Here is a 23,733-nt window from a genome sequence, read left to right as displayed (position 1 = left end):
GGGGAGCCCCGGCGGGCGCGGCGCGCCAGACCACCCCGCCACCGGCCGCCCGACCGGTGGTCGTCAGCGCCCCGGGTCGGTCAGTCGCGGCCACCGAGCTGGACGCCTTCGCGCAGGAACGCCGTCAGGAGCTGGACGGCGCACTCGAGGTCCGCCTTCGAGACCATCTCGGTGACGGTATGGACGTAACGCGACGGCGTGGAGATGGTGAACGACGGCGCGCCCTCGCGGGCCGTTTGCAGGGCGGCGGCGTCGTTGCCGCCGAGCGGCAGGACCTCGAGCTGGTAGGCGATGCCGTTCTTCTCGGCCAGCGCTATGAAGTGATCGAGTAGCCAGCGGGTGCTGATGATGCTGGAGTCCATCACCTTCAACGCCGTACCCTTGCCGAGCTGCGTGACGCGCAGGTGCTCGGGGATCTCGGGCGTGTCGACCGCCAGCGTCGTGTCGAGCGCGATGCCGACGTCGGGCGCGACCGCGTACGCGCCCGTCTTGGCGCCGCGGAGGCCGACCTCTTCCTGGGTGGTGAAGACGGCGTAGAGGTCCGTCGCCATGCTCGCCGCGTCGAGGCGCTTGATGGTCTCGATGAGGATCCAGCAGCCCGTGCGGTCGTCGAGCGCCTTGCCCGTGACGACGGCGCCCAGGTCTTCGAACTGCTGCCTGAGCGTGATCATGTCGCCGAGGCGCACCTTCGCCTTGACCTGCTCGCCGCTCAAGCCGAGGTCGACGTAGAACTGATCGAGCGTCGGCACCTTCGTGCGCTCTTCCGGCGTGCTGATGTGAATGGGCTTGCCAGCCGGGTTCATGACGCCGACGAGCGTCTCGCCGGAGACGGAGGCGTGCACGAGCACCTGGCGCGCGAAGAGGTTGCGCGGGTCGAAGCCGCCCAGCTGCTGCACGCGCAGGAAACCCTTGTCGTCGATGTGCCTGACGAGGAAGCCGATCTCGTCCATGTGAGCGGCCACCATCACCTTGGGCGCGCCGGGCTTGGCGCTGCGCTTGACGGCGGTCAGGTTCCCGAAGGCGTCGACGCTCAGCTCGTCGACCAGGCCGCTCAGCTCGGCGCGCACGACGGCGCGCACCTGCTCCTCGCGCCCCGGCACCCCGGGCGCTTCACTCAGTCTCTTCAGCAGATCCATGAGGGCGAGTGTACCGTGCGCCTGCCGGCCCCTGGTCCGCCAACCACGTCGTGACGAGGTCGACGAACTGCCCCGGGCACTCCTCCTGCGGGAGGTCGCCGCAGGCGTCGAGGTGTTCCAGGGTAGCGCTTGGGAGCTCGGCCGCGAGGCGTTCCGACTCGCTCGCCGGCACGCTGCCGGCCGCCGCGCCGACCAGCACGAGTGCCGGCGCCACCACGCCGCCCAGGCGCCCTTCGAGGCTCCGCGGGGCGCCGGCGAGGGTCACCTGCCATAGGGCCGCGTCCCACCCTTCGACGGTGGTACCGACGGACCGCGCCGCGCGCTGGCCGGGCGTGATCCTGCTCGCGTCGAACCAGGCGCCCGCGTACAGCTGCTCGCCCGGCTGGCCGGCGAGCTGGCGCATGAAGACGGGTCCGAGGCGGGCGAGCTGCGGCGTGCGCAGGACCCACTTGGGGGCGCCCCCGCCCTGTTGCAGCAGGTACGCCGGCGTGCCGACCAACACGAGGCCCGCGACCAGGTCCGGCCTGGCGATGGCCACCTCGAGCGCGAGCACCCCGCCGGCGTTGTCGCCGACGAGCACGACGTCCGAGAGGCCGAGGCGCTCGATCAGCGCCACCGTCTGCTCGACTTGCGCCGCCTCAGAGTACGGGTCGGCGCCCGCGCCCGAGGCGGACGGGGTCGGCCGCTCGCTCAGGCCGAAGCCGGGGCGGTCGAAGGCCACGACGTCGCCGTACCGCGCCAGGTCGTCGAGGACGAGGTCGAACGAGAACGCGTTTGAGCCGTAAGCGTGCAGGAGCACGAACGAGATGGGAGCGGTCCCTGGCCCGGAGTAGGGGCGTTGCACGGCGTAGAGCTCGACCGCCCCGGCCGGCACGAGGCCGGCGTCCGGCCGAGCGGCCTGCGCCACGACCTCCGCCAGCGGCCGCGTGCCGGTGGGGGCGCCGACAGGCACGACGAGGGGCACGATGACCACCAGCGCGACGAGCAGCGCCACGATGACGAGTGAGACCTTGATGCGAAACGGCATGCCCCATGTTACGTGCGGCGTGCCGTCGCCCAACGCTTCGCCCCGGGCCCGGCCGGCGGTCGTGAGCCGGTGTCAGCCGCGCCGCGGCCGACCCGTGCTCAGCTGTCCGTCCACTCGGGCGCGCGTTTCTCCAGGAAGGCGCTCGTGCCCTCGCGCATGTCCGTCGTCGTCGCGACCATGCCGAAGAGGTCGGCTTCCACCTCTAGGCCCTGTTGCAACGTCACGTCGAGGCCCCTGAACACGGCTTCCTTGGCGAGCCCGAGGGCGATGGGGGCGTTCCGCGCCGCCTGCCTGGCCAGCGCCACGGCGGTGGCGAGCGCGTCGTCGGCGACCCGGTTCACGAGGCCGAGCTGTAGCGCCTCCTCCGCCTGCACGTGGCGGCCGGTGAGGATGAGGTCGAGCGCGCGCCCGACGCCGATCAGCCGCGGCAGGCGCTGCGTGCCGCCGAAGCCCGGGATGAGCCCGAGGCCGACCTCGGGCAGGCCGAGGCGGGCGCTCGTGGCTGCCACGCGCAGGTCGGCCGCGAGGGCCAGCTCCAGGCCCCCGCCGAGCGCGAAGCCGTTGATGGCCGCCACGGTGGGGAAGGGGAGCGAAGCGAGCGTGTTCGCGACCTCCTGGCCGCCGAGCGACGTCTCCCTGCCCGCGAAGGCGTCGCCGAGCTCGCGCAGGGCGGCGATGTCGGCCCCGGCCACGAACGCCCTGCCTGCGCCGGTGAGCACGAGTGCGCGCACGGCCGAGTCGGCCGCCGCCAGCTCGAAGACGAGCCCCAGCTCGAACAGCACGTCCTGGTCGAGGGCGTTGAGCGCCTCCTGGCGGTCGATCGTGACGATGGCGACCTCGCCGTCGACCTCGTAGCGCAGGTGCTCGAAGCTCACGTCCTCGGGGGCGTCGTCCTCGAAGCCCCCGACCAGCTCGTTGTCGGTCATCCGTATCCTTCCCGCCGCGGCGCTCGTAGCCCCGGCCGGGCGCCCATCCGGGCGCCTCACGCTCGTCAGTAGCTGTAGAAGCCCTCGCCGCTCTTGCGACCGAGCTTGCCGGCGCGCACCATCTGGCGCACGAGGGGCGAGACGCGGAACTTCGGGTCGCCGAACTCGCTCAGGAGCGACTCTGCGGCCGCGAGGCAGACGTCCAGCCCCACCAGGTCGGCCAGCGCTAGCGGGCCGATCGGCATGTTCGCGCCGAGCCGCATGGCCTTGTCGATGTCCTCCGCGCTGGCGACGCCCTCCGCCAGGGCGTGGGCGGCGTCGTTGATGTACGGCACGAGGAGGCGGTTGACGATGAACCCGGGCTTGTCCTCGCAGACGATGGGCGTCTTGCCGATCCCCTCGGTGAAGGCGCGCGCCTGCTCCACGGTCTCCTCGCTCGAGCGCAGCCCCCTGACGACCTCGACGAGCGCCATCATGGGCACGGGGTTGAAGAAGTGCATGCCGCAGAAGCGTTCGGGCCTGCCGCTGAACGCCGCTATCGCGGTGACGGAGAGGCTCGACGTGTTGGTGGCGAGGAGCGCGCCTTCCGAGGTGCTGCCCGCGAGCTCCGTCCAGACCTCGCGTTTGACGGGGAGGGACTCGAACACGGCCTCGATCACGACCCCGGCGTCTTGCAGACCCGTGATCCCGTGCTTGAAGGCCACCCTGCCGAGCGCGTCCTCGGCTTCGCGCGCCCCGATGGTCTCCTTCTTGACCATGCGCGCGAGGCTGCCGCGCATGGTCTCCTTGGCCCGCTCCAAGGCTCCGGGGTTCGTGTCGACCAGCACGAGCTCGTGGCCCGCCAGCGCGCAGGTCTGCGCTATGCCCGAGCCCATCGTGCCGGCCCCGACGACCGCTACCTTCATGCCTTACTCCTCTCGTCGCTCAGGTGGGCGCCGCCGTCCGTCGCCCCGGGCTCCCGCTCCTGGGCGCGGTGTTCCACGCACGCCTCGAGCGTCGCGCCGATCATGTCGAGGATGGCGGCGTCCAGGACGGCCGGCTCGACGAAGGTGGCGTCCCCGATGCGGTTGCTGGCCACGAGCATGCAGCCGGCACGCACGTCGCGCAGCTTGCCGATGAGGAAGAGCGCGGACGCCTCCATCTCGAGCGCCAGCACCCCCCTGGCCGCCAGGCCGGGCACGGCTTCCGGCGTCACGGCGTAGAACGCGTCGTCGGTCTGTATGAGCCCGACGTGCGCCTTGCGCTTCAGCTTGCCTGCGCTCCGCGCCAGAGCCTGGGTGAGCCCGAAGTCCGCCACGGTGGAGTAGGCCGCGCCGCCGAGGTACTGGCGCGTGGTGCCGTCGTTCGGGACGCTGGCCGAGGCCACGATCAGGTCGCCCGGCGCGATGCCCGGCCCCACCACGCCGCTCGTGCCGATCCGCACGAGCGTCTTCGCGCCAAGGCGCACGAGCTCCTCGACGACGATGGCGAGGCTTGGACAGCCCATGCCCGTCGCTTGCACGCTCACGGGGACACCCTGATAGGTACCCGTGTAGCCGTAGAGGTGACGGTAAGTGTTGTAGCGCTTCGGGCCATCCAGGAAGCGCTCGGCCACCAAGGTGGCGCGGTCCGGGTCGCCGGGAAGGAGCACGATGGGAGCCACGCTGCCTTCGACCGCTCGCACATGGAGTTGCGTCATCGACCTCACGATACCAGCCGCCCACATATGAACAGCCATACGGAGCGCCCGCGGGGACGGGTGCTAGAGTGCCGCCGGTATGACGAACCTCGAGGACGTCCTGGCGGGTCTCTGGGCGCAGCTACCCGGCTGTCGCGTGACCGCCGTCGTCGGCATGGACGGGCTCCTCGTCGAGCGCCATCCGTCCGTGGCCGTCGGCACGGCCCTGGGCTCCGCGCCGGGCGGCGATGAGCTGGAGTACCTGGCGGCGGACCTGACCACGGCCTTCACGCTCGTCGGCGGCGAGCTGAGCAAGCAGTTGGGCTCGCGCGTCGACGAGCTCGTTGCGCTCGGCGAGTCGGGCGGCTACCTGGCGAGGCGGGTGGACGCCAACCTCTTCGTGTTCGTCGTGGTCGGCGCGACGGCCGACCTCGGCGTGGTGAGGCGCTCCGTCGCCGGGGTATGCGAGCAGCTCGCCGCGGAGTTCGCGTGAGCGGCGGCTCGCTCGCTGACGCCGAGCGCGTCGATGAAGCCGGCCGTCCGGATCCGGCCACCGGCGCGGCGCCGGGCTTCGAGGCGCTGCTGGAGGAGCTCATGGCGGTGCGCGGCGCTACCGTGGCCGCCGTCGCCGACGGGGGAGGAGTGGTGTTGGCGGCGCGGGCCGTCGACGAGGCGGCCCTGGCGCGCACGACGGACGTGGTGACCAGCGCGCTGGCCGCCGCCGCCGCCCTGACCGGGCTCCTCGAGGACGGGGCGGCCGGAGGGGCCGGTAGCTCGGCGGTCACGGCGCCTCGGCAGGTCATGGTGAACCTGGACGACGGCCCCATCCTGTTGGTCCCGCTGACGGCGAGCGACCACGTGCTCGTCCTCGCCCTCGCCTCGGAAGCCGACATCGGCAGGGCGCGCTTCGCCCTCAAGGGCGTCCTGGCCAGGTCGGCCAAGCGGTCGGGCGGCTGACTCGGGTATGCGGCCCGGCTTGAGTACCCTGGTCGCGTGAACCCCATCAAGTTCGAGATAGACAAGGAGACGGCCCGCGGTAGGCCGACCAACGGCGCCGTGATCGCGCACACGCCGGACGAGTTCCTCCTCGACTTCGTCCTGGTCGTGCCGGGCCAACAGCCGGTCGTCACGGCCAGGCTCGTGTCGAGCCCGCGCCACGCCAAGGCGCTGCTTAGGAGCCTCGAGGACAACATCAGGCGCTACGAGGCGCGCTTCGGCGCCATCCCGGAGCCGGTCGTGCCCAAGGAGGGCGTGGCCCGCGCCGTCGCGCCGGGCAACGACGGGGGCGAAGACCCCAACTGAGCCGCACGGCCGCCTGTCACGTCGGCTACGGGCGGGCGGGCGGGCCGGTGGTGTCATGGCCGCATGCTGGAGCGCGTCACCGTCTACTTCGACTACGTCTGCCCCTACTCGTGGCGCGCGGCCGAGCTCTTCGACATGATCGCCGGGCCGCTGGCCCTCGACGTGCGCTGGGAGCACTTCTCGCTGTTCCAGAACGAGCACGGTCAGGACGCGACGAAGCCGGACGCCTGGCAGCTCTGGAACGAGCGCATCGACGAGACGGACGGCTACGGTTGCAAGGGCCTGCTGCCGTTCCTCGCCTCCTTGGCGGCGCGCAAGCAGGGCCCCGAGGCGCATGCGGCGTTCCGCCTTGCGCTCCAGCGCGCCAACCACCGGCGCTTCCAGCCGTTCACCTCCGGCACCGTCACGGCGGTCGCCGAGGCCGTCGGGCTCGACGTGCCGCGCTTCCGGCACGAGCTGCACAACCCCGAGGCACGCACCGTGCTGGCGCAGGAGCACATGCGCGCGCTCTCCCACGACGTCTTCGGGACGCCGACGGTCGTGTTCCCGGGCGGGCAGGCCACCTACCTGAGGTTGCAGGAGCTGCCCGCCGGCGTCGAGGAGGCGGTCGAGCTCTTCCAGGACGTGCGGCGGCTGCTCGAGCGCTACCCGTACCTACAGACGGTGCGGCGCCCACGGGCCAAAGGCAACTGAGGCGACGGCGGCCTCCGGCGGCCCCGAGCAAGGTAGACTCGTGGCGTGCGCCTCGGTCATAACGTGGGTCACGGGTCCGATGTCGGACGCGTAAGGCCTTTCAACGAGGACTTCCACCGCGTCTGGCAGTTCCCCATGGAAGGGGGCGACCTGACGCTCCTGGCGGTCGCCGACGGCATGGGCGGCGCCGCCGCCGGCGAGGTCGCGAGCAAGCTCGCCATGGAGGTGCTCGACGAGTCGTTCTCCCGCTACGTCGAGGAGGTACGCTCGCGCCGGCCGGTCGTCGGGGTCCAGAGCCTGATCGACAAGGCCATGCGACTGGCCAACCGCCGCGTGTACGGCGAGGCCATCAGGCAGTCGGGCAGGCGCGGCATGGGCAGCACGCTGACGTGCGTCGCCATCCGCAAGCGCAAGGCTTACATCGGCCACGTCGGCGACTCGCGCGCGTTCCTCGTGCGCGGCAGCAAGATCTACCAGCTCACCAAGGACCACTCCTGGGTCGAGGAGCAGGTCGAGAAGGGCCTCTTGAACGAGGAGGAGGCCGAGAACCACGAGTGGCGCAACTTGATCACGCGCGTGCTCGGCACGAGGCAGCAGGTCGCGCCGGACGTCGCCGAGCTCGATGTGCAGGCGGGCGATGTCTTCCTCCTCTCGACCGACGGGCTCCACGGCCTCGTCTCGCCAGAGGAGATGCTCGCCGAGATCCAGGAGAACTCGGACAGGCAGCTCAACGTCGAGGTGCTCCTCGCCCAGGCCAACGAGCGCGGCGGGCCGGATAACATCACGGTAGTGATCTTCGAGGTGGACACGTGACCTGCGAGGCGAGCTCGTGATCCTGCTCTGGGCCGTCGGCGCCGTGCTCGTGGCGCTGCTGTTCCGTGCGCCCGTCTGGCTGCTCGGCGTGCTCCTCACGCTCGCGGTCGTGCTCACCGGTGGCGTGTTGTGGTTGGGGGGCGCCGAGCGCGCCATCACGCCGCTCGTCCTCACCGTGCTCGCGCTCGGACTGCTCGTGCCGGCCACCGTCCAGGTGGCGAGGAGCAGCCGCGTTGCGCCGGCTCGCCGCGGGCCGAGGCGGGTCGCGGAGGCCAAGGCGGCGGCCGGTGGCAACCAGCAGCAGCAGTTCGACGCGGCCGACGTGCCCGGGTACACGCTCCTCGAGAAGGTCGGCTCCGGCGGCATGGCGAGCGTCTACCGCGCGCGGCGCGTCAGCGACGGCCAGATCGTCGCCCTCAAGATCCCCATGGAGCAGTACGTGGCGGACGCCAAGTTCATCCGCCGCTTCCACCGCGAGGCGGAGGTCGCCCAGCGCCTCAACCACACGAACATCGTGCGCACCGTCGAGCATGGCGCCGTCGGCGTGCAGCACTACATGGTCATGGAGTACGTCGACGGGCGCTCGCTCGAGGGGTACATCGAAGGGCACGAGCTCGACATCCACCTGTCCGTCGAGATCATGCAGCGCGTCGTGCGCGCCCTGCAACACATCCACTCGGCGGGCATCATCCACCGGGACATCAAGCCGGCCAACGTGATGATCACGCGAGGCGGCATCAAGCCGTCCGGCAGCGGGCACCCGGAAGGCGGGCGGCTCAAGCCCGACGCCGTCAAGCTCATGGACTTCGGCATCGCGGGCGGCAAGGTCCTCTCGCGCCTCACGATGACCGGCGCGCGCGTCGGCACGCCCGTGTACATGTCGCCCGAGCAGGCGCGCGGCCTGAAGATCGACCACCGTTCCGACATCTACTCGCTCGGGCTCGTGTTCTACGAGATGCTGACCGGCCAGACCGCCTTCAAGGGCGGCTACGAGGCCATCGTCCACCAGCAGATCTTCCAGACGCCCCCACCGCCGCGCCAGGTCGACCTGCGCATCCCGAAGGCGCTCGATCAGCTCGTCATGCGCATGATCGCGAAGGACCCCGACGAACGCCCGACGCTCGACGAGGTCTACGACACGCTCGAGACGGTCGACCTCGAGGCCGACGAGACGGCCAACCTCCCGACGCGCCTCCTCGTCACCGTCAGCGCGCGCCAAGGCGTGCTGCGCATCCTCGACCCGGAAGGCAACCTGCACACGTCCATCGGCGACATCGGGGTCGGGCCGAGCAATTTCTCCGCTGCACCCCTCTCCGTGAGCGTCGACTCGGGCGGCGACCTCTTCGCGGCCATCTTCGAGTACCGCGTCGGGCAGCAGAGCCACCGCATGATCCACAAGCTGGCGCCCGACGGCAGCGTCAAGGCGTCGTTCGGGCCGTACGGTATGCAGCCGGGCGAGTTCCTCTACCCGGTGGCGCTCGCGGTGGCCCCCGACGACACGGTGTACGTGCTGGACAGCGAGACGCACCTCGTCTCGCGCTTCACCAACGACGGCCGGCACCTGGCGAGCTTCGGTGGGCGCGGTAACGGCCACGGCATGTTCAACGACCCGCGCGACCTCACGGTCGACGTGCGCGGGAACGTCTACGTCCTCGACTACGGCAACCGCCAGGTGCAGCGCCTGAGCGCCGACGGGGAGTACCAGACGCGTTGGGCCTTCAAGGTCTCCGCCGACCAGCCCGGCCTGCGGCTCCTGGACGGCATGACCGTCGACCGCGACTGCAACGTCTACGTCTCCGACGCGAGCGCAGGCAAGATCCGCAAGGTCACGTCCGACGGGAAGGTCGGCGTGTCGTTCACGCTCGACGCCCGCCAGGGCGAGGCGACCGACGCCCTCGTCGACCTGGGCGTAGACGACTCCGGCTACCTGTACGCCGGTCGGCGCGGTGGGCACCTCATCCGCAAGTACGACCCGGCCGGGCGTCTCCTCGAGACGTTCGAGACCTACGCGCCGATGGTGACGATGGTCGTCGACGTGCGCGAACCGTCGCGCGAGCCCATCTCCACGCTGGTCGGCTGAGGCGTCGCATGGCCCGCCGGGCCTCGGCGCTCGCCGGGGTCGGCTTTGTCGGACGAGACGGTCGGTGGGTTACAGCCCCGGTATGAGCCCGATGATGTCAGAGAACAGCCGGTCGAAGAAGAACATCACGCGCCCGATGACGCCGGTGGCGTTCAGGACGAAGAAGAAGACCATGAACCCGAGGATCCCGAACTGCGCGACCTGCATGATCACGCGGCGCACGTCCGGATGGCCCCAGGCCAGGGCCGCCCGACCCATGTCGAGCGGCAGGATCGGGACGAGGTTGATGACGGCGTGGAGCAGGGCGTAGTTGGCCGCCACCTCGAAGGAGAAGTAGAGCACCGAGCTGCCGAGGCTCCTGAACACGGCGGCGACGAGGAGGCTGACGAACGCCACGGCTAGGTACGAGCCGATGCCGGCCAGCCACACCCAGGCCTCGCCGCGCCCGCGCCCGCGGTAGTTGCGGGGGTTGACGGGCACCGCGCGCGGCCAGCCGAAGCCGAGGAGCAGGAGGAAGAGCACGCCGAACGGATCGAGCTGCCGCTGCGGCTCGAAGGCGGCGAAGCCGGCGAGGCGGGGGCTGCGGTCGCCGAGGCGCTCGGCGACCAGCGCTTGGACGATGTTGTGGAAGATCAACGCCATGACCATGACGATGGCCGCGATGACGAGGACAGTCGGTTCGCTTACGAGCCTGAGGAACATCCGCCTACTCCGGACCGCCCGCTTCGCCTGCTGCGATCAGCCGTCTGGCGAGGGCGAGTTCGTCTTCGAATGTGGTCACCGTTCGTTCCGCCCTGGCGCGGGCGACCTCTTCGAGCACGTGCCCGACGCGAGGTCCGGGCTGCAGCCCCAAAGCTACCACATCGCTTCCGCGCAGCCGCCTCGGGGGCGGGCCTTGTTCGATGCGCTCCAACCTGATGGCGAGCTCGGCGTCCACGACGCGTAGGAGCAGGCGGGCGGGCGCGTCGAGCTCCTCCAGCTCCTCGTCGCGCAGGGCCTCCGGCCGGCCGGCGTAGGTTGGGCGCAGGCTCGGGTCGATGAGCCGGTGCAGCTTCGCCACCGTGGCGAGGTGACGCCGCGGCCAGTTGAACGCGTCGACGTGCGCTTCCAGCGTGGCGGCCGGCACGCCGAGGAAGAGGGCGAGGAGGTAGGCCTCGCCCGGCACCGCGCCTGACTCGCGAAGCGCGTCGAGGCCCGCGCTGAGCTCGAGCGGGTCGAGGCGACCTTCCGCCCTGGGCAGACCGAACATCTCCTGGAGGGCGTTCAGCTCGTTCAGCACGCGTAGCGCCGGCGTCACGCGCGGCTCCTCGAAGGTCAGCTCCAGCTCCGCGCGCAAGCGTGCGTGGCTCACGTTGACGAGGAACCTACGCTCCAGCGCGGCCCGCGCCTGTATCAGCGTGCTCGGCTCGAACCGGAACCCGAGGCGACCCGCCAGCCGTGCCCCCCGCAGGACGCGCGTCGGGTCCTCGACGAAGCTCAACGGGTGCAGGGCCCTGAGCTGCCTTGCCGCCAGGTCGGCCGCGCCGCCGCAAGGGTCCAGGAGCTGGTGCGGCAGGGGCCGAAGCCTGATCGCCAGGGCGTTGACGCTGAAGTCGCGCCGCGCCAAGTCCTTGCGCAAGGTCGAAGGCGTGACGGCCGGCAGCACGCCCGGCCGCGAGTAGGTCTCCTCGCGGGCCGTCGCGAGGTCGAGCGTCACGCCGTCCTCCAGCGCCAAGGTGCAGGTTCCGAAGTCGACGTGGCACGACAGCGTGCCCCCGAGCCGCGCTTGCAGCCTGGCCCCGAAGCTCTCGGCCGTCTCGCGCTCGACCACGAGGTCCAGGTCCTTGACGCCGGCGCCGAGCATGAGGTCGCGCACCGTGCCGCCCACCAGGTAGAGGGGGGACCGCCCGCCGACGCCATCGCGCTCGGTCCCATCCGGGCCCCCGTCGGCGGCCACCTCGGCCGCCACCGCGAGGACGACCTTGGCGCTGCTGGGGAGCCGCTGGAGCAGCTGGTCGGCGCCGTCGGACCTGGTGCCGACGCGGTGGTTGGCCCCGATCAGGTCCGTGCGCGTGACGATGCCGACGAGCCTGCCGCCGTCGACGATCGGGATGCGGCCGATGTTGTGCTCCAGCACGAGCGCTTCGAGCTCGCTCAAGGACGCGGTCGGCGTGGCGCTGATGACGTCGCGGCTCATGAAGCCGCTCACTCGCGAGTCGCTCAGTCCGTGGCGGGAGGCCCGGTCCAGGTCGCGGCGCGACACGATCCCGACCACGTGCCCAGCCCCGTCGACGACCGGCATGCCGTTGTGCCCGAACAGGAGGAGCTGATCGGCCGCCTCGGCCGCCGTCGTCTCCGCCGTCACGCTGCGGACGGGGCTGCTCATGAGGTCCTTGGCCAGGACGGCGGGTGTGGCGTTGACGGCGAGGGCGGCCAGTGTGGCCTCGAGGGCGGCCGCGGGCGTGGCACCCGATCTGCCGAAGGCGGCGCCGGGGTGGCCCCCACCGCCGACCGCTGCGGCCAGGGCCGCGGCGCAGTCGAACCGGCCGCCGGAGCGCGCGAACACGAGCGTGCGCCCCTCCATGCCGACGGCGGCCACGGCGGCGTCGGCGGCGAACAGGTCGAGCAGGTCGTTGACCGTGCCGCTGACCCCGGCCACGTACTTGGGGTGCTCGAAGGCCGCGGCCGCCACGGGGCGCTGCGCGACGTGCACGAGCTCGGTGTTGGCCAGCAGCGCCTCGCGGAACGCGGTCTGGTCGGCGTCGAGGGCGCCGTGGGCGAAGCGCCTGACGAGTTGCAGGTTCGCGCCGCTGGTCAGCAGGTGCGCGGCAGCCCGGTAGTCGTCGCGCGTCGTCTGGTCGAAGGTGAGGTTGCCTGTGTCCTCATGGATGCCGAGGAGGGCGAGGGTAGCGACGGCCGGCGGGATCGTGATGGCCGTCGCCATGAGCTCGCGGGTGAGAAGGGTGGCGGTCGAGCCCAACGGCTCGCTGATCCCGCGCGCCGCAGCGATGTTCCCCGCCGCCTGCGGGTGGTGATCGTAGAGCGTGACGGGCACCCGACCGACGAGCGCGTCGAACGGCTTGATGCGCCCGGAGTCGTTCGTGTCGACGACGACGAGCTCGGTGACGGCTTCGACGTCGACCCGATCGCTGGGTGTGAGGTCGAGCTCGTCCTTGTACAAGCGCAGGAACGCGCTCAACTGGCGGCTGAGGGCTCCCTGGATGGTGGCGGCGGAGCCGGGGTAGAGGAGCCTGGCGAGCGCCAGGCTGGCGAGCGCGTCGAAGTCGGGCTGCTCGTGGGTGACTATCAGGCGCACGTGGCACCGGCTGCGGGGCGCATGCCGCTCTTGTCGAGCGGGGGCGTAGCGGCACCGGAGCGCGGGGCTCGCCCGCTCGTCAACCGCGCCCCTCGTCGGCTTCGGGGCTCATGGCTTGATGGGCGGCGCGCCCGCCGGCGGGATCGATGGGGGCCACGGGCGCCGGCGCAGCAGCGCCCGGACGGTTGCGGCTGTTCAGGTACAGGAGGACGCCGCCGGCCGCGATCATGCCGATGGGCAGCACCCAGCGCATGAAGGCGCTGCGGGCGCCGAACACGAACAGCTCGAAGAAGAGCCCGAGGCCGACGAAGGCGACCACGCCGTATAGGGCCGTGCGCGTGCCGGAGCCGACCAGGGCGGCGTCGTTCGTCGCCTTGCCCCTGAGGTAGTTGCCGACGCCCGTGGCGGCGATGATGAGCGCCCACGCGTACGACCAGCCTTGCCAGTGGTCGGTGAGCGAGAAGACGAGCAGGATGAGGCCGATGACGGTGACGATGGCGCCAGGCACGGCGAGGGCGCTGTTGCTGACGGTGGTGGTCAGCGCGATGAACAGCAGCGCGATGCCGGGGAGGAGCACGAAGAACGGCCAGCCGTACTGGCTGAAGTTGACTGTTGGCCCGATGAGGAGCAAGAGTCCGAGGGCTATGAGCAGGATGCCGATCCACAGGTCGCGTTGTTTCATCGCGTGGACCTCCTAAGAGACGAGTGTAGCGCCCCGGGGTGGTGCGAACCCCTGCGAGGGCCCTCAGCCCTCCAGGGGGAAGACCGGACCATCAGGGCGCTTGTCGCCTAGCGCCCGCTTGCGCGCCAGGCGGTTGGCGATGGTGGCGAGCGCGACCTCGGCGTGCACGAGGCCGTTCTCGATGAAGACGTCCGACGTGCGCGTGCCGAAGCCTGCGGAGCCGACGACGAACAGGCCGGGCACGTTGGTCTCGAACGTCGCCGGGTCCAGCCGGGCCGCCGACGTGGGGCCGTCTATCGCCACCCCGGCTGCGGCCAGGAGGTCCGGCTTCGCGCAGTAGCCCGTCAGCAGGAAGACGCGATCGGCCGGCAGCGTGTCCTCCTTGCCCGCCTCCTCGACGACCACCTCCTCGGGCGTTATGGCCTTCACCGTGGCACCGAACCGGGCAGCGATCGAGCCTTCCTTCACGCGGTTCTCGAGGTTCGGCCTCACCCAGTACTTGAGGCTGCGCCGGAAGTCCTCGCCGCGGTGGATGATGGTCACGTTCGCGCCGGCGCGGTAGAGGTCGAGGGCCGCGTCAGCCGCGCTCGAGCCCGCTCCGACGATCACCACGTTCCTGCCGTAGTGGCCGTGCCCCTCGTCGTAGTAGTGGGAGACGTGGGGGAGGTCCTCGCCCTGTACTCCCAGGAGCTTGGGGTTGTCGAAGTAACCCGTCGCCACGACCACGGTGCGTGCGTACGCGACGCCCTCCACACGGTCATGCCGGCGCCACGGCTCGGCGCGCCGGGTGCGCACCTCGAACGCGGGCTCAGAGCCTTCGACGAGCGTGCGTTCTATGGCCACGACCTCCGTGTAGGTGCTCACCTCGAGCCGCTCGTTGGCGACGACCTTCCTGTAGTAGTCGAGCGCCTCCTTGCGTGTCGGCTTGTCTACCGCCGAGACGAGGGGGTGGCCGCCTACCTCGAGGCGCTCGGAGGTGGTGAAGAAGAGCATGCCGACCGGGTAGCGCCGGATGGCCTCCACCACGGCTCCCTTCTCGATCACGCGGTACGAGAGGCCGGCGCGCTTGGCGAGGATGGCGGCGCCGATCCCGATGGGGCCGGCGCCGACGATGATCAGATCCAACATGGGGCGACCGTACCAGGTGCATGGCTGCAAGGGGGTTACCTCGCTGGCGCGCCGCCTAGAGCACCTAGGCCGGAGTGGCGGTCGGTCGCGCACCCGGCGAGGAGGGTGGCGCATGCTGGGTGCACGACCGTACGGCGGCGGCGGGTCATCGCCACCGGTCCGGGCCTTCAGGGACCCGGTCTTGCCCCGACCGACATTAAGCGTGCTCGGCCCCGGACCCGCTCAGACCTTGCCGCAGGACGGACAGTCAGCGCAGAGGAGGCAGTGGGCGCAGTCGGGCTTACGGGCCGAGCAGACCCGGCGGCCGTGGAGGATGAGGCCGTGGTGGAGGAACACCCATTCGTCGCGAGGGAAGATGGCCTGGAGGTCGAGCTCCACCTTGTTCGGGTCAATGTTCTGCGTGAAACCGAGGCGCCGGGAGACGCGCCCCACGTGGGTGTCGACCGCGATGGTCGGCACTCCGAACGCGTTCGCCAGCACGACGTTGGCCGTCTTGCGGCCCACCCCCGGCAGCGCCGTGAGCTCCTCCATGATCCGCGGCACCTGGCCGCCGTGGCGCTCGACGAGGAGCGCGGCCGTCTTGACGACGTTCTTGGCCTTCGTGCGGAAGAGGCCGATCGTCTTGATGTACGGCTCGATCTCCTGCGCGCTCGCCTTGGCCATGCTGGGCGCGTCGGGGTAAGCGGCGAACAGGGCGGGCGTGGCGAGGTTGACGCTCACGTCAGTGGCCTGAGCGGAGAGCATGGTGGCGACGAGGAGCTCGAACGGCGTGCGGAAATCCAGCTCCGTGCGTGCGTCGGGGTAGAGGGTGCGCAACCCGACCAACACGCGTTGGGCACGTGCGCGACGCGCTTTCAGTGACTCCGGCTTCGGGCTTGGCACGGCCCGCATGCTAACCCCGCCTGGTGGTGAAGTGACCTATCCACCAGCTTCCGCCCGTGGCGGTCGGGTACGCTTGCGTGCGGTCTAGGTCGATTCCTCACGCAGTCGCTGCGGTCCTGGAGACGACGCGTACTGGTGCACAGGGAGGCAGGGCAGGATGCCGATTTTCGAGTACAAGGTCCGTGACAGGGGGGGCAAGGTCATCACGGGCACCACCGAGGCGCTCTCCCAGCGCGACGTGGCTACCGCGCTGCGCCAGAAGGGCTACTTCGTAACGGAGATCAAGGCCCCCAAGACCGGCCTCCAGTCCGACCTCAAACTGCCCAAGTGGCTGGACTTCGGCAGCGTCCCGAACGTCCGCGACATCACGATCTTCTCGCGCCAGTTCGCCACCGTCATCAACGCCGGCCTCCCCGTCGTCCAGAGCCTCGCCATCCTCCAGCGCCAGGCGCCGAAGCAGGGCTTGAAGGACGCCCTCAAGCAGGTGCGCGAGGACGTCGAGACGGGTCAGCAGCTCTCGAACGCGCTCGCCAGGCACCCGCGGCTCTTCAACAAGCTGTACATCTACCTCGTGCGCGCCGGCGAGGTGTCGGGCAACCTGGACGGCATCCTTGACCGCATCGCGGCGTACATGGAGAAGCAGGCCGCCCTGCGCGGCAAGATCAAGACGGCGCTTACGTACCCGACGGTCGTGCTCGTGATCGCCCTGGCCGTAACGTGGTTCCTGCTCACCGGCATCGTCCCCCAGTTCGCGCAGATCCTGGACCAGCTCGGCGGCGAGATGCCCGTGATCACCAAGGCGCTCATCGCCGTCTCCGACTTCCTGCGTTACCAGTGGTACATCCTCTTCGGCCTGATCATCGCGATCGTCGTCGGGCTCGTCCTCTTCTACCGGACCAAGAACGGCAGGCGCGTGCTGGACGGCTTCACGCTGCGCATGCCCATCGTTGGCACCCTCGTGCAGAAGACGGCCATCGCGAGCTTCTCCAACACCTTCGGGCTGCTCCTGCGCTCGGGCGTCAACATCATCGAGTCCATCGACATCACTAAGGGCACGGCCGGCAACGCCATCGTGGAGGACATCCTCGACGAGACGAAGGAGAACGTGCAGCGTGGCGAGCAGATCAGCACGACGCTGATCAAGTACCCGGGCGTGTTCCCGCCGATGGTCTCGTCGATGATCTCGATCGGCGAGGAGACCGGCGCCGTCGACCACATGCTGCAGAAGGTCGCCGACTTCTACGAGCGCGAGGTCGACGAGGCCGTCGACAGCCTGACCGCCGCGCTCGAGCCCATGCTCATCGTGTTCCTCGGCGTCATCGTCGGCTTCATCGTGGCCGGCATGTTCCTGCCGATGTTCTCGATCATCGGGCAGTTGAGCCAGTAATAGGCGAGGTGTAGAGCGGAAGTTAGAACTGAGAACACGGAAGTCTAGTTGAGAACAAACTGAGAACGGACGGAACTTGACCTGAGAACGCCGGTAGAAGCCGCTCCCCGCTGGCGAAGTCTTAATGGCGTGCCTGAACGCGGGACTCGGTCGCTTCAGCCTTTATCGGTTTGCGGCGCTCGACCTAGGGGAGCTGGTTCTTCTCTATGCGTCGTCCGGTTTGCTTGACACCTGACAATTCGCCAATTCTCTAGTTCTCGACATACCTTCTACTCCTGGACGTAGCGCCTCAACTGGGAGCCGAAATCGTCTCACCGTCTCGAATAAGACACCTCGTGCCTCAGAGTCAACGAGTGACCAGGGGGAGCATCCGAGGGTGATAAGGATTGCTGGCGCTTACGCAACGAGCAAACCTAGTTCAAGGGGTGCCAAGATGCGATGGGCCGCCCATTAGTCGGACACGCAGTGCGAAGTCGTGCAAATGGCTCAGGCCCGGTGTGTCATAGAACTTGGTCCTTGCGGTGCTCCCGAGTCGCCTATCCCTTTAGGAGCGATGGGGATAGCAGCGGCCTCACGGTGTCGCTGGCGAGCCGGTAGTACGCCATGCGGCCTTCCTTGCGGAAGGCGACCAGTCCGTGGGCGCGCAGGAGCCTGAGCTGGTGGCTCATGCTGCTCTCGTTGACGCCGGCGATCGCCGCCAGGTCGCAGACGCACAGCTCCTCTCGCGCCAGGGCGCTTAGCACGCGGTAGCGGGTGGGGTCGGCGAGGAGCTTGAGGCGCTCGGTGGCGGCCTCGACCGCCTCCGGGCTGGGCAGGGCGGCCTGGACGCGCGCGACGGCGTCGGGGTGCATGAGGCGTACCTCGCACTCGCCGCTGGTGTCGACGGCGGGCGGCGCGCTGGCGGTCAAGGTCATGCTGACTCCTTCCCCTGGTTGGGCTGGAAGCGCAGCAGCCGCAGGGCGTTGGCGGTGACGACGACGGTGGCGCCGGTGTCGGAGAGGATGGCGGGCCACAGGCCGGTGATGCCCAAGAGGGTGGTGACGAGGAAGACGGCCTTGAGGCCGAGGGCGAACGTCACGTTCTGGCGGATGTTGCGCATGGTGGCGCGCGACAGCTCGATCAGGTCGCTCACGCCCGTGGCGTTGGCGCGCAGCAGCGCGGCGCCGGCCGTCTCGAGCGCCACGTCGGTGCCGCCGCCCATGGCGATACCGACGTCGGCTTGCGCCAGGGCGGGCGCGTCGTTGATGCCGTCGCCCACCATCACCACTTTGCCATCGCGCTTGAGGTCGTCGATGGCGGCGAGCTTGTCCTCGGGCAGGAGCTCGCTCCGGGCCTCCAGGCCCAGGTGATCGGCGATGGCCTGGCCGGTGCGGGCGTTGTCGCCGGTGAGCATCACGCTCCTGACGCCCAGGCGCGTCAGGCGCTTGACGGCTTCGGCGGCGTCGGCGCGCGGCTCGTCGCGGATGGCGATGAGGCCCAGCGGGGTGTGGCCCTGCAGCAGCACCACCACCGTCTTGCCCTCATCCTCCAGGCGCACGGCCTGCGCTTCGGCTGCGGGAGGCAGCGGGGCGCGCTCCGCTGCGTAGCGTGGCGAGCCGACGGCGTAGGCCTTGCCCGCCACGCTGGCGGTGACGGCCTGGCCGGGCACGGCGCGCGCGTCCACCGCGACCGGTACGTCCAGTGCTTCGGCGCGCTTGAGGATGGCCTTGGCGAGCGGGTGAGCCGAGCCGGTCTCGACCGCGGCCGCGAGCCTGAGCACCTCGTCCTCGCTCGCGGCGAGGGGCACGACGTCGGTGACCTGCGGGCGGTTCTCGGTGAGGGTGCCGGTCTTGTCGAACGCTACCGTCTTCACGTCGCCGATCGCCTCGAGCACCGCCCCGCCCTTGATCAACAGCCCGCGGCGCGCGCCGGCGCTGATGCCGGAGGTCACAGCGGCCGGCACGGAGAGCACGAGCGCGCAGGGGCAGGCGATGAGCAGGAGCGCCAGCGCGCGGTAGACCCACTCGCCCCAGTCCGCGCCGAACAGGAGGGGCGGCACCACCGCCACCAGCAGGGCCGCCAGCATGGCGGCGGGCGTGTAGACGCTGCTGAAGCGGTCGATGAAGCGCGCCACCGGCGCCTTGCTGCTCTCGGCCTCCTCCACCAGGTGGATGATCCTGGCGATGGTGCTGTCGCTGGCGGGCCTGTCGACGCGCACCGTGAGCACCGCGTCGGTGGCGATGCTGCCCGCGAACAGCGCGTCACCGGGCGCCTTGGCGACGGGCATGCTCTCGCCCGTGACGGGCGCCTCGTCGATGCCGGCTGAGCCCTCGACGATGGTGCCGTCGGCGGGCACGCGCCCGCCCGGCTGCACGTGCACCAGGTCGCCCACGGCCAGCGCCGCCACCGGCACCTCGCGCGCCCGCCCGCCCTCCAGGAGCAGCGCCACCTTGGGCGCCAGCGCCGCCAGCGCGTGAATGCTCGCGCGGGCGCGGCCGGCGGCGACGGTCTCGAGCAGCTCGCCGATGGCGAAGAGGAACACCACGATGGCGCCCTCGGGCGCCTCGCCGATCGCCACCGCGCCCAGCGCAGCCAGGGAGATGAGGGTGTTGATGGTGAAGGGCCGCCCCAGCCGTGCGCTCGCCCACGCCTTGCGGGCGAGGGGCGCGACGCCGATGAGGGTGGCGGCGGTGAAACCCCACGGCGCCAGGCTCGGGAAGGTGAGCGCCAGGAGCGCGCTCACCACCAGTAGCGCGCCGGTGACGATGACGAAGCGGCCCTTGGCGGTCCGGTACCAGGCGGGGGGCGTCTCAGGACCGCCGTACGCTCCGCCCGCCACGGCGCCACCGGGCGCGTCCGCCAGTACCTCGCCGCCCTTGAGGCGCGGCGGGTAGCCGAGGCGCGCCAAGTCACGCTCCAGCGCCGCGCGCGGGGTGCGCGCCTCGTCAAGGGTCAGGCGCAAGGTCTGGGTGGTGAAGTTGACGCTCACGTCGCTGGCGCCGGCGACGTTGCCGATGGCGCCCCTGACCGTGCGGGCGCACTCGGCGCAGTCCATCTCGGACACGAAGTACTCGAGGGTCGCGGCTGGGGTGGCGGGGCGCTCGCTCATGGTGCGAGGACTCTATCATCTGCATACCTGAGCAGATGTAGAGTATGTCGGTCGCCCGCCCCGCGCGGGCGCCCGCACGATACCGCCGCCGCGCCCGCCGCGCAGGAGGAAGAGCCGTGAGACCATCATGCCAACAGGGCAGCTCGCGCCCGCTAGCGCCAACACCCTCTCGCCTGGCGTCGCGGGCGCCCACCGCACGACCAGTCCGCGCGCGCCTCCGGGCGCTGCGCGCCGCCTTCGTGCTGGCGCTGAGCGGCGGCGCCCTGGCGCACGCCACTTTGGTGTTCGGCACGGTCACCACGCACCCCACGCTTTCGCGCGCCGGCGAGCGCATAACGCTGAACCTCAAGATGCACGACCCCGTGAGCACGCCGGTCGAGGACGCCATCGTGTTCCTGGAAGCCGGTCCGCACAGCGATCTGGCGGACGTGCCGGGCGAGAGCGCGGAGAGCCTGATCATCGCGGAGCCGGTGGTGAGCAGCGAGCGCTTCGCCGAGGTCGCGCCGGGCGTTTACCAGACGGAGTTCGTGCTGCCGCATGGGGGCGCGTGGCGGCTGGTGTTCCGCGACCAGACCTTCCGCCAGGAGGAGGCGCGCGCCGGCGTCACCCTGGTCGTGGGCGAGGGCGCGACGGCCGAACCGCTCTACTTCGTGTTCCCGCCCACCGCCACCGGGCCCGAGAGCCTGGCGACCTGGCTGGTGTTCGTGGTGGGCATCCCGCTGCTGGCGGGGGTGGGCATCACGGTGGCGGCGCTGCGCAAGGGGGCAGACGAGGCGCCCACGCGGGAGCCCGCGAGCGCAGGTGGGGCCGACGCCGACTCGCCGGAAGCGCCGTGACCCGGGCCGCCAGCCTTCCCGCCGCCCCACGCAAATGAACCCGCGCCACGATTGGAGCCTCACCCCGTGACCCAGCGCCGCCTCACCCTCGCCACTCTCGCCGTCCTCGCCCTCCTCGCCGCCGGCTTCCTCGCTTACCGCCAGTTCCTCGCTCCTGCCGCCACCGTCAGCGCTCCCGCCAGCGGCTACGCCGGCCAGCCCACCCTGGGGCGAGAGGACGCGCCCGTGAAGCTGATCCTGTTCGAGAACTTCCTGTGCGAGCACTGCAAGGCGTTCGAGGAGAGCGTGTTCCCGCGCATCCAGCGCGACTACATCGACACGGGCCAGGTGCAGGCGTACTACGTCAACCTCGCCTGGGGCGCCGAGAGCGCCACCACCGCCGGCCTGGCCGGCGAGTGCGCCTACCGCCAGGACGAGCGGGCGTTCTGGGAGTACAAGCGCGCCCTCTACGCCGCGCAGGACGATCACGCCGGCGCCTGGGCCGGCCCCGCCAACCTCGTGGCCATCGCGGAGAGCGTGCCCGCCCTCGACGCCGCGGAGCTGCGCGCCTGCCTCGCGGACGGGCGCTACCTGAGCGAAGTGCAGCGCGACCTTGAGTTGGGCGACCGAGTCGGCGTGCGCGGCACCCCCTCCATCGTGGTGGGCACGCAAGGCTTCGAGGCGCCCAGCTACGAGACGCTCGCCAGCGCCATCGAGCGCGAGCTCGCCGGCGGGCGGTGACCCATGCCGCAAAGGCGCCTCATCCTAGTAACCGTCGCGCTGCTGGCGCTCGTGGCCGCCGGCGCCGCGCTCTTCCTCCCGCGCACGGGCGCCGCGCCGGGGTGGGCGGGCGTGCTGCTCGACAGCCCGCTGCCCATGGGCGACGTCACCCTGGCCACCACCGGCGGCGAGCGCGCCGCGCTCGCGGACCTGGCCGCGCCCTACCTGCTGGTGTTCTTCGGTTACACGAGCTGCCCCGACGTGTGCCCGCTCACCATGGCGCGCCTGGCGCGCGCCTACCGCGGCCTGGGCGAACCGGCCGAGGTGCAGGTGGTGATGGTCACCGTCGATCCCGCCATCGACACGGCCGAGCGCCTGCGGGCCTACGTGGAGGGCTTCCACCCCACCTTCCTTGGGCTGCGCGGCGGCAACCAGGAGGTCGCCGAGGCCGCCCTGCGCTTCTACGTGGGCGTCAACGCCCTGGGCGACGGGCTCGTGGCGCACTCCGACCCCGTCGCGCTCCTGGGGCCCGACCGCACCATGCGCCTGCTCTACCCGCAGGACAGGCTCGCGGGCCTGGAGGAGGACCTGCGGGCCGTGCTGGCGGGCCCGGCGTGGTGACAGACGCCATCGTCACGGCGTCCACCGCTCAGGCGCAGCAGGAGAGCCTGGTCACGTCCTGGGTGAACGCCTGCGCCGCCAGCTTCACGCCCTCCGCCCACGTCAGGTAGGGGTGGAGGGTGGAGGCGAGGTCGGCGCTGGTGAGGCCGAAGCGCAGCGCCAGCGTGGCCTCGCCGATGACGTCGCCGGCGTTGGCGGTCAGGAGGTGCGCGCCGAGCAGGCGGCCGCCGGCCACATCCGCCACGAGCTTGATGAGGCCGCGGTCGGAGCCGGTGACGGCCGCGCGCGGGATGGCCGCCGCCGGCAGCGTCGCCACTTGCACGGCGTGCCCCGCCGCCCGCGCCTGCGCCTCCGTCAAGCCCACGGCGGCGAGCTGCGGGTCGGTGAAGGTGACGCGCGGCACCACGCTCGCGTCGAGCGGCACGCTGGGCGCGCCCGTGAGGTCGGCGAGGGCGGCCTCCGCCGCGACCCGGCCCGCCGCGGCGGCGAGGTAGACGAACTGGGGGGCGCCGGTGACGTCGCCGGCGGCGAAGACGCCCGGGTTCGAGGTGCGCATGAACCCGTCGACGCGCACGAAGCCGCGCGCGTCGACCTCCACCCCCGCCGCCTCCAGGCCGAGGCCGGCGGTGGCGGGGCGGCGGCCGGTGGCCACCAGGAGCTGCTCGGCGCGCAGCGTCTCTTCCGTGCCGCCCTGCGCGACGTCGAGGCGGTAGCCGGTCGTATCGCGCTCCACGCGTGTCACGCGCGCGCCCGTGCGCAGCTCCAGGCCCTCGGCGGCGAGGGCGTTCGCCAGCGCGTTCGAGAGTTCGGGGTCCTCGGCGGGCAGGATGCGCGCTTCGGCCTCAATCACGGTGACCTTGACGCCGAAGCGCGCGAACGCCTGGCCCAGCTCCAGGCCGACGGCGCCGGCGCCGAGCACGATCAGCGACGCCGGCAGCACCTTAAGCTCCATGGCGCTGGTGCTGGTGAGGGCGCCCCCCTGCGCCAGGCCGGGGACGGGCGGTAAGGCGGGCGCCGCGCCCGTGGCGATCACCACCTTGCGCGCGCCCACCACCGCCTCGCCCACGCGCACGCGGCCCGCCCCCAGGAGCGCGGCTTCCCCGCGCAGGAGCGTCACGCCCTCGTAGCCGGCGAGCACGTCGAGGTACTTCTCCTGCCGGAGGCGCTCGATCACGGCGCCCTTGCGCGCCTGCGCCTGCTGCCAGGCGGCTCGCGCCTCGCTGGCGAGGGCCGGGAAGCTGCTGCGGGCGGCGTGGAAGTGGGCGGCCGCCTCGAGCAGGAGCTTGGAGGGGATGCAGCCGACGTTGACGCAGGTGCCGCCCACCACCGTGCCCTCGGCGATAGCGACGCGCGCGCCCAGCTCGGCGCCGCGGATGGCGGCGGCGGTGCCCGCCCCGCCCGTGCCGATGATCAACAGGTCGTGATGGGAGTTCTCTGCCCTGGCCATGCCCGCAGGCTAGACCCTCCCGTAAAGGGGAGGG

22 protein-coding genes and 1 pseudogene are annotated in these 23,733 nt (G+C 71.2%); 10 read left to right on the top strand and 13 right to left on the bottom strand.

What is annotated here, in order from left to right; all coding sequences use genetic code 11:
* Positions 1 to 80: 80 nt before the first annotated feature.
* The 5 genes from M9914_12635 to M9914_12615 all read right to left on the bottom strand — a co-directional run bounded on the left by M9914_12635 (position 81) and on the right by M9914_12615 (position 4,767).
* Positions 81 to 1,136 (bottom strand): M42 family metallopeptidase, encoded by a 1,056-nt coding sequence (locus M9914_12635; GenBank protein ID MCO5175023.1) that lies wholly within the window; start codon positions 1,134 to 1,136, stop codon positions 81 to 83.
* A complete protein-coding gene (locus M9914_12630) occupies positions 1,111 to 2,163 on the bottom strand; it encodes an alpha/beta hydrolase (protein MCO5175022.1) in 1,053 nt (350 codons plus the stop codon). Before M9914_12630 ends, M9914_12635 begins: the two co-directional genes overlap by 26 nt.
* 98 nt (positions 2,164 to 2,261) lie before the next feature.
* Entirely contained in the window at positions 2,262 to 3,089 is an 828-nt protein-coding gene (locus M9914_12625; protein MCO5175021.1) for an enoyl-CoA hydratase-related protein, read from the bottom strand.
* Between the two features lie 65 nt (positions 3,090 to 3,154).
* Positions 3,155 to 3,994, bottom strand: a complete 840-nt coding sequence (locus tag M9914_12620) for a 3-hydroxyacyl-CoA dehydrogenase NAD-binding domain-containing protein (GenBank protein ID MCO5175020.1) — start codon at positions 3,992 to 3,994, stop codon at positions 3,155 to 3,157.
* Complete coding sequence (locus M9914_12615) at positions 3,991 to 4,767, bottom strand: purine-nucleoside phosphorylase (GenBank protein ID MCO5175019.1); 777 nt, start codon at positions 4,765 to 4,767, stop codon at positions 3,991 to 3,993. Before M9914_12615 ends, M9914_12620 begins: the two co-directional genes overlap by 4 nt.
* Before the next feature lie 79 nt (positions 4,768 to 4,846).
* Between M9914_12615 and M9914_12610 the strand changes: the two genes are divergently transcribed.
* From M9914_12610 to M9914_12585, 6 genes are all read left to right on the top strand, one after another.
* Positions 4,847 to 5,239, top strand: a complete 393-nt coding sequence (locus M9914_12610; protein MCO5175018.1) for a hypothetical protein — start codon at positions 4,847 to 4,849, stop codon at positions 5,237 to 5,239.
* Positions 5,236 to 5,703 (top strand): hypothetical protein, encoded by a 468-nt coding sequence (locus tag M9914_12605; GenBank protein ID MCO5175017.1) that lies wholly within the window; start codon positions 5,236 to 5,238, stop codon positions 5,701 to 5,703. Before M9914_12610 ends, M9914_12605 begins: the two co-directional genes overlap by 4 nt.
* Positions 5,704 to 5,739: 36 nt before the next feature.
* Positions 5,740 to 6,048 (top strand): DUF3467 domain-containing protein, encoded by a 309-nt coding sequence (locus tag M9914_12600; protein ID MCO5175016.1) that lies wholly within the window; start codon positions 5,740 to 5,742, stop codon positions 6,046 to 6,048.
* Between the two features lie 63 nt (positions 6,049 to 6,111).
* The gene (locus M9914_12595; GenBank protein MCO5175015.1) at positions 6,112 to 6,741 is read left to right on the top strand and encodes a DsbA family protein; all 630 of its coding nucleotides are present in this window, start codon (positions 6,112 to 6,114) and stop codon (positions 6,739 to 6,741) included.
* Between the two features lie 45 nt (positions 6,742 to 6,786).
* The gene (locus M9914_12590; protein MCO5175014.1) at positions 6,787 to 7,554 is read left to right on the top strand and encodes a Stp1/IreP family PP2C-type Ser/Thr phosphatase; all 768 of its coding nucleotides are present in this window, start codon (positions 6,787 to 6,789) and stop codon (positions 7,552 to 7,554) included.
* 16 nt (positions 7,555 to 7,570) lie between these two features.
* Positions 7,571 to 9,634: a protein kinase gene (locus M9914_12585; GenBank protein ID MCO5175013.1), complete on the top strand. Its 2,064-nt coding sequence runs from the start codon at positions 7,571 to 7,573 to the stop codon at positions 9,632 to 9,634.
* 69 nt (positions 9,635 to 9,703) lie between these two features.
* Here M9914_12585 and M9914_12580 read toward each other — a convergent pair whose 3' ends face one another.
* From M9914_12580 to nth, 5 genes are all read right to left on the bottom strand, one after another.
* Positions 9,704 to 10,336: a site-2 protease family protein gene (locus M9914_12580; GenBank protein MCO5175012.1), complete on the bottom strand. Its 633-nt coding sequence runs from the start codon at positions 10,334 to 10,336 to the stop codon at positions 9,704 to 9,706.
* 4 nt (positions 10,337 to 10,340) lie between these two features.
* Positions 10,341 to 12,929, bottom strand: a complete 2,589-nt coding sequence (locus tag M9914_12575; protein MCO5175011.1) for a CBS domain-containing protein — start codon at positions 12,927 to 12,929, stop codon at positions 10,341 to 10,343.
* A gap of 79 nt (positions 12,930 to 13,008) precedes the next feature.
* Positions 13,009 to 13,611 (bottom strand): hypothetical protein, encoded by a 603-nt coding sequence (locus tag M9914_12570; GenBank protein MCO5175010.1) that lies wholly within the window; start codon positions 13,609 to 13,611, stop codon positions 13,009 to 13,011.
* 63 nt (positions 13,612 to 13,674) lie between these two features.
* A complete protein-coding gene (locus M9914_12565) occupies positions 13,675 to 14,739 on the bottom strand; it encodes a YpdA family putative bacillithiol disulfide reductase (protein MCO5175009.1) in 1,065 nt (354 codons plus the stop codon).
* Positions 14,740 to 14,961: 222 nt separating this feature from the next.
* A complete protein-coding gene (gene nth, locus M9914_12560; protein ID MCO5175008.1) occupies positions 14,962 to 15,567 on the bottom strand; it encodes an endonuclease III in 606 nt (201 codons plus the stop codon).
* Between the two features lie 211 nt (positions 15,568 to 15,778).
* On the opposite strand from nth, the gene M9914_12555 reads away from it, so the two are divergent.
* Positions 15,779 to 17,008, top strand: a complete 1,230-nt coding sequence (locus M9914_12555; GenBank protein ID MCO5175007.1) for a type II secretion system F family protein — start codon at positions 15,779 to 15,781, stop codon at positions 17,006 to 17,008.
* 536 nt (positions 17,009 to 17,544) lie between these two features.
* On the opposite strand, the pseudogene M9914_12550 reads toward M9914_12555, so the two are convergent.
* Positions 17,545 to 17,778, bottom strand: a pseudogene (locus M9914_12550) (metalloregulator ArsR/SmtB family transcription factor).
* 140 nt (positions 17,779 to 17,918) lie between these two features.
* On the bottom strand, positions 17,919 to 20,096 hold the full coding sequence (cadA, locus tag M9914_12545) for a cadmium-translocating P-type ATPase (GenBank protein MCO5175006.1): 2,178 nt from the start codon (positions 20,094 to 20,096) through the stop codon (positions 17,919 to 17,921).
* A 239-nt stretch (positions 20,097 to 20,335) separates the two neighbouring features.
* Here cadA and M9914_12540 point away from each other — a divergent pair, with 239 nt between their 5' ends.
* The 3 genes from M9914_12540 (at position 20,336) to M9914_12530 (ending at position 22,252) form a co-directional block, all read left to right on the top strand.
* Entirely contained in the window at positions 20,336 to 20,932 is a 597-nt protein-coding gene (locus M9914_12540; protein MCO5175005.1) for a hypothetical protein, read from the top strand.
* A 66-nt stretch (positions 20,933 to 20,998) separates the two neighbouring features.
* The gene (locus M9914_12535) at positions 20,999 to 21,652 is read left to right on the top strand and encodes a DsbA family protein (protein ID MCO5175004.1); all 654 of its coding nucleotides are present in this window, start codon (positions 20,999 to 21,001) and stop codon (positions 21,650 to 21,652) included.
* Between the two features lie 3 nt (positions 21,653 to 21,655).
* The gene (locus tag M9914_12530; GenBank protein MCO5175003.1) at positions 21,656 to 22,252 is read left to right on the top strand and encodes an SCO family protein; all 597 of its coding nucleotides are present in this window, start codon (positions 21,656 to 21,658) and stop codon (positions 22,250 to 22,252) included.
* 28 nt (positions 22,253 to 22,280) lie between these two features.
* Here the strand turns inward: M9914_12530 and merA are convergent, their stop codons facing one another.
* Complete coding sequence (merA, locus tag M9914_12525) at positions 22,281 to 23,699, bottom strand: mercury(II) reductase (protein MCO5175002.1); 1,419 nt, start codon at positions 23,697 to 23,699, stop codon at positions 22,281 to 22,283.
* Positions 23,700 to 23,733: the final 34 nt, after the last annotated feature.

The organism is Trueperaceae bacterium (genome assembly GCA_023954415.1).
Taxonomy (GTDB): Bacteria; Deinococcota; Deinococci; order Deinococcales; family Trueperaceae; genus JAAYYF01.
The sequence above is the reverse complement of the archived record's forward strand: the minus strand, read 5'-3'. Positions and strand labels throughout refer to the sequence as shown.

Bases quoted from the DNA above. Each gene is read 5' to 3' on its own strand.
- M9914_12635 (MCO5175023.1), bottom strand. From the start codon at position 1,136: ATGGATCTGCTGAAGAGACTGAGTGAAGCGCCCGGGGTGCCGGGGCGC.
- M9914_12630 (MCO5175022.1), bottom strand. From the start codon at position 2,163: ATGCCGTTTCGCATCAAGGTCTCACTCGTCATCGTGGCGCTGCTCGTC.
- M9914_12625 (MCO5175021.1), bottom strand. From the start codon at position 3,089: ATGACCGACAACGAGCTGGTCGGGGGCTTCGAGGACGACGCCCCCGAG.
- M9914_12620 (MCO5175020.1), bottom strand. From the start codon at position 3,994: ATGAAGGTAGCGGTCGTCGGGGCCGGCACGATGGGCTCGGGCATAGCG.
- M9914_12615 (MCO5175019.1), bottom strand. From the start codon at position 4,767: ATGACGCAACTCCATGTGCGAGCGGTCGAAGGCAGCGTGGCTCCCATC.
- M9914_12610 (MCO5175018.1), top strand. From the start codon at position 4,847: ATGACGAACCTCGAGGACGTCCTGGCGGGTCTCTGGGCGCAGCTACCC.
- M9914_12595 (MCO5175015.1), top strand. From the start codon at position 6,112: ATGCTGGAGCGCGTCACCGTCTACTTCGACTACGTCTGCCCCTACTCG.
- M9914_12580 (MCO5175012.1), bottom strand. From the start codon at position 10,336: ATGTTCCTCAGGCTCGTAAGCGAACCGACTGTCCTCGTCATCGCGGCC.
- M9914_12570 (MCO5175010.1), bottom strand. From the start codon at position 13,611: ATGAAACAACGCGACCTGTGGATCGGCATCCTGCTCATAGCCCTCGGA.
- M9914_12565 (MCO5175009.1), bottom strand. From the start codon at position 14,739: ATGTTGGATCTGATCATCGTCGGCGCCGGCCCCATCGGGATCGGCGCC.
- M9914_12555 (MCO5175007.1), top strand. From the start codon at position 15,779: ATGCCGATTTTCGAGTACAAGGTCCGTGACAGGGGGGGCAAGGTCATC.
- cadA (MCO5175006.1), bottom strand. From the start codon at position 20,096: ATGAGCGAGCGCCCCGCCACCCCAGCCGCGACCCTCGAGTACTTCGTG.
- M9914_12530 (MCO5175003.1), top strand. From the start codon at position 21,656: ATGCCGCAAAGGCGCCTCATCCTAGTAACCGTCGCGCTGCTGGCGCTC.
- merA (MCO5175002.1), bottom strand. From the start codon at position 23,699: ATGGCCAGGGCAGAGAACTCCCATCACGACCTGTTGATCATCGGCACG.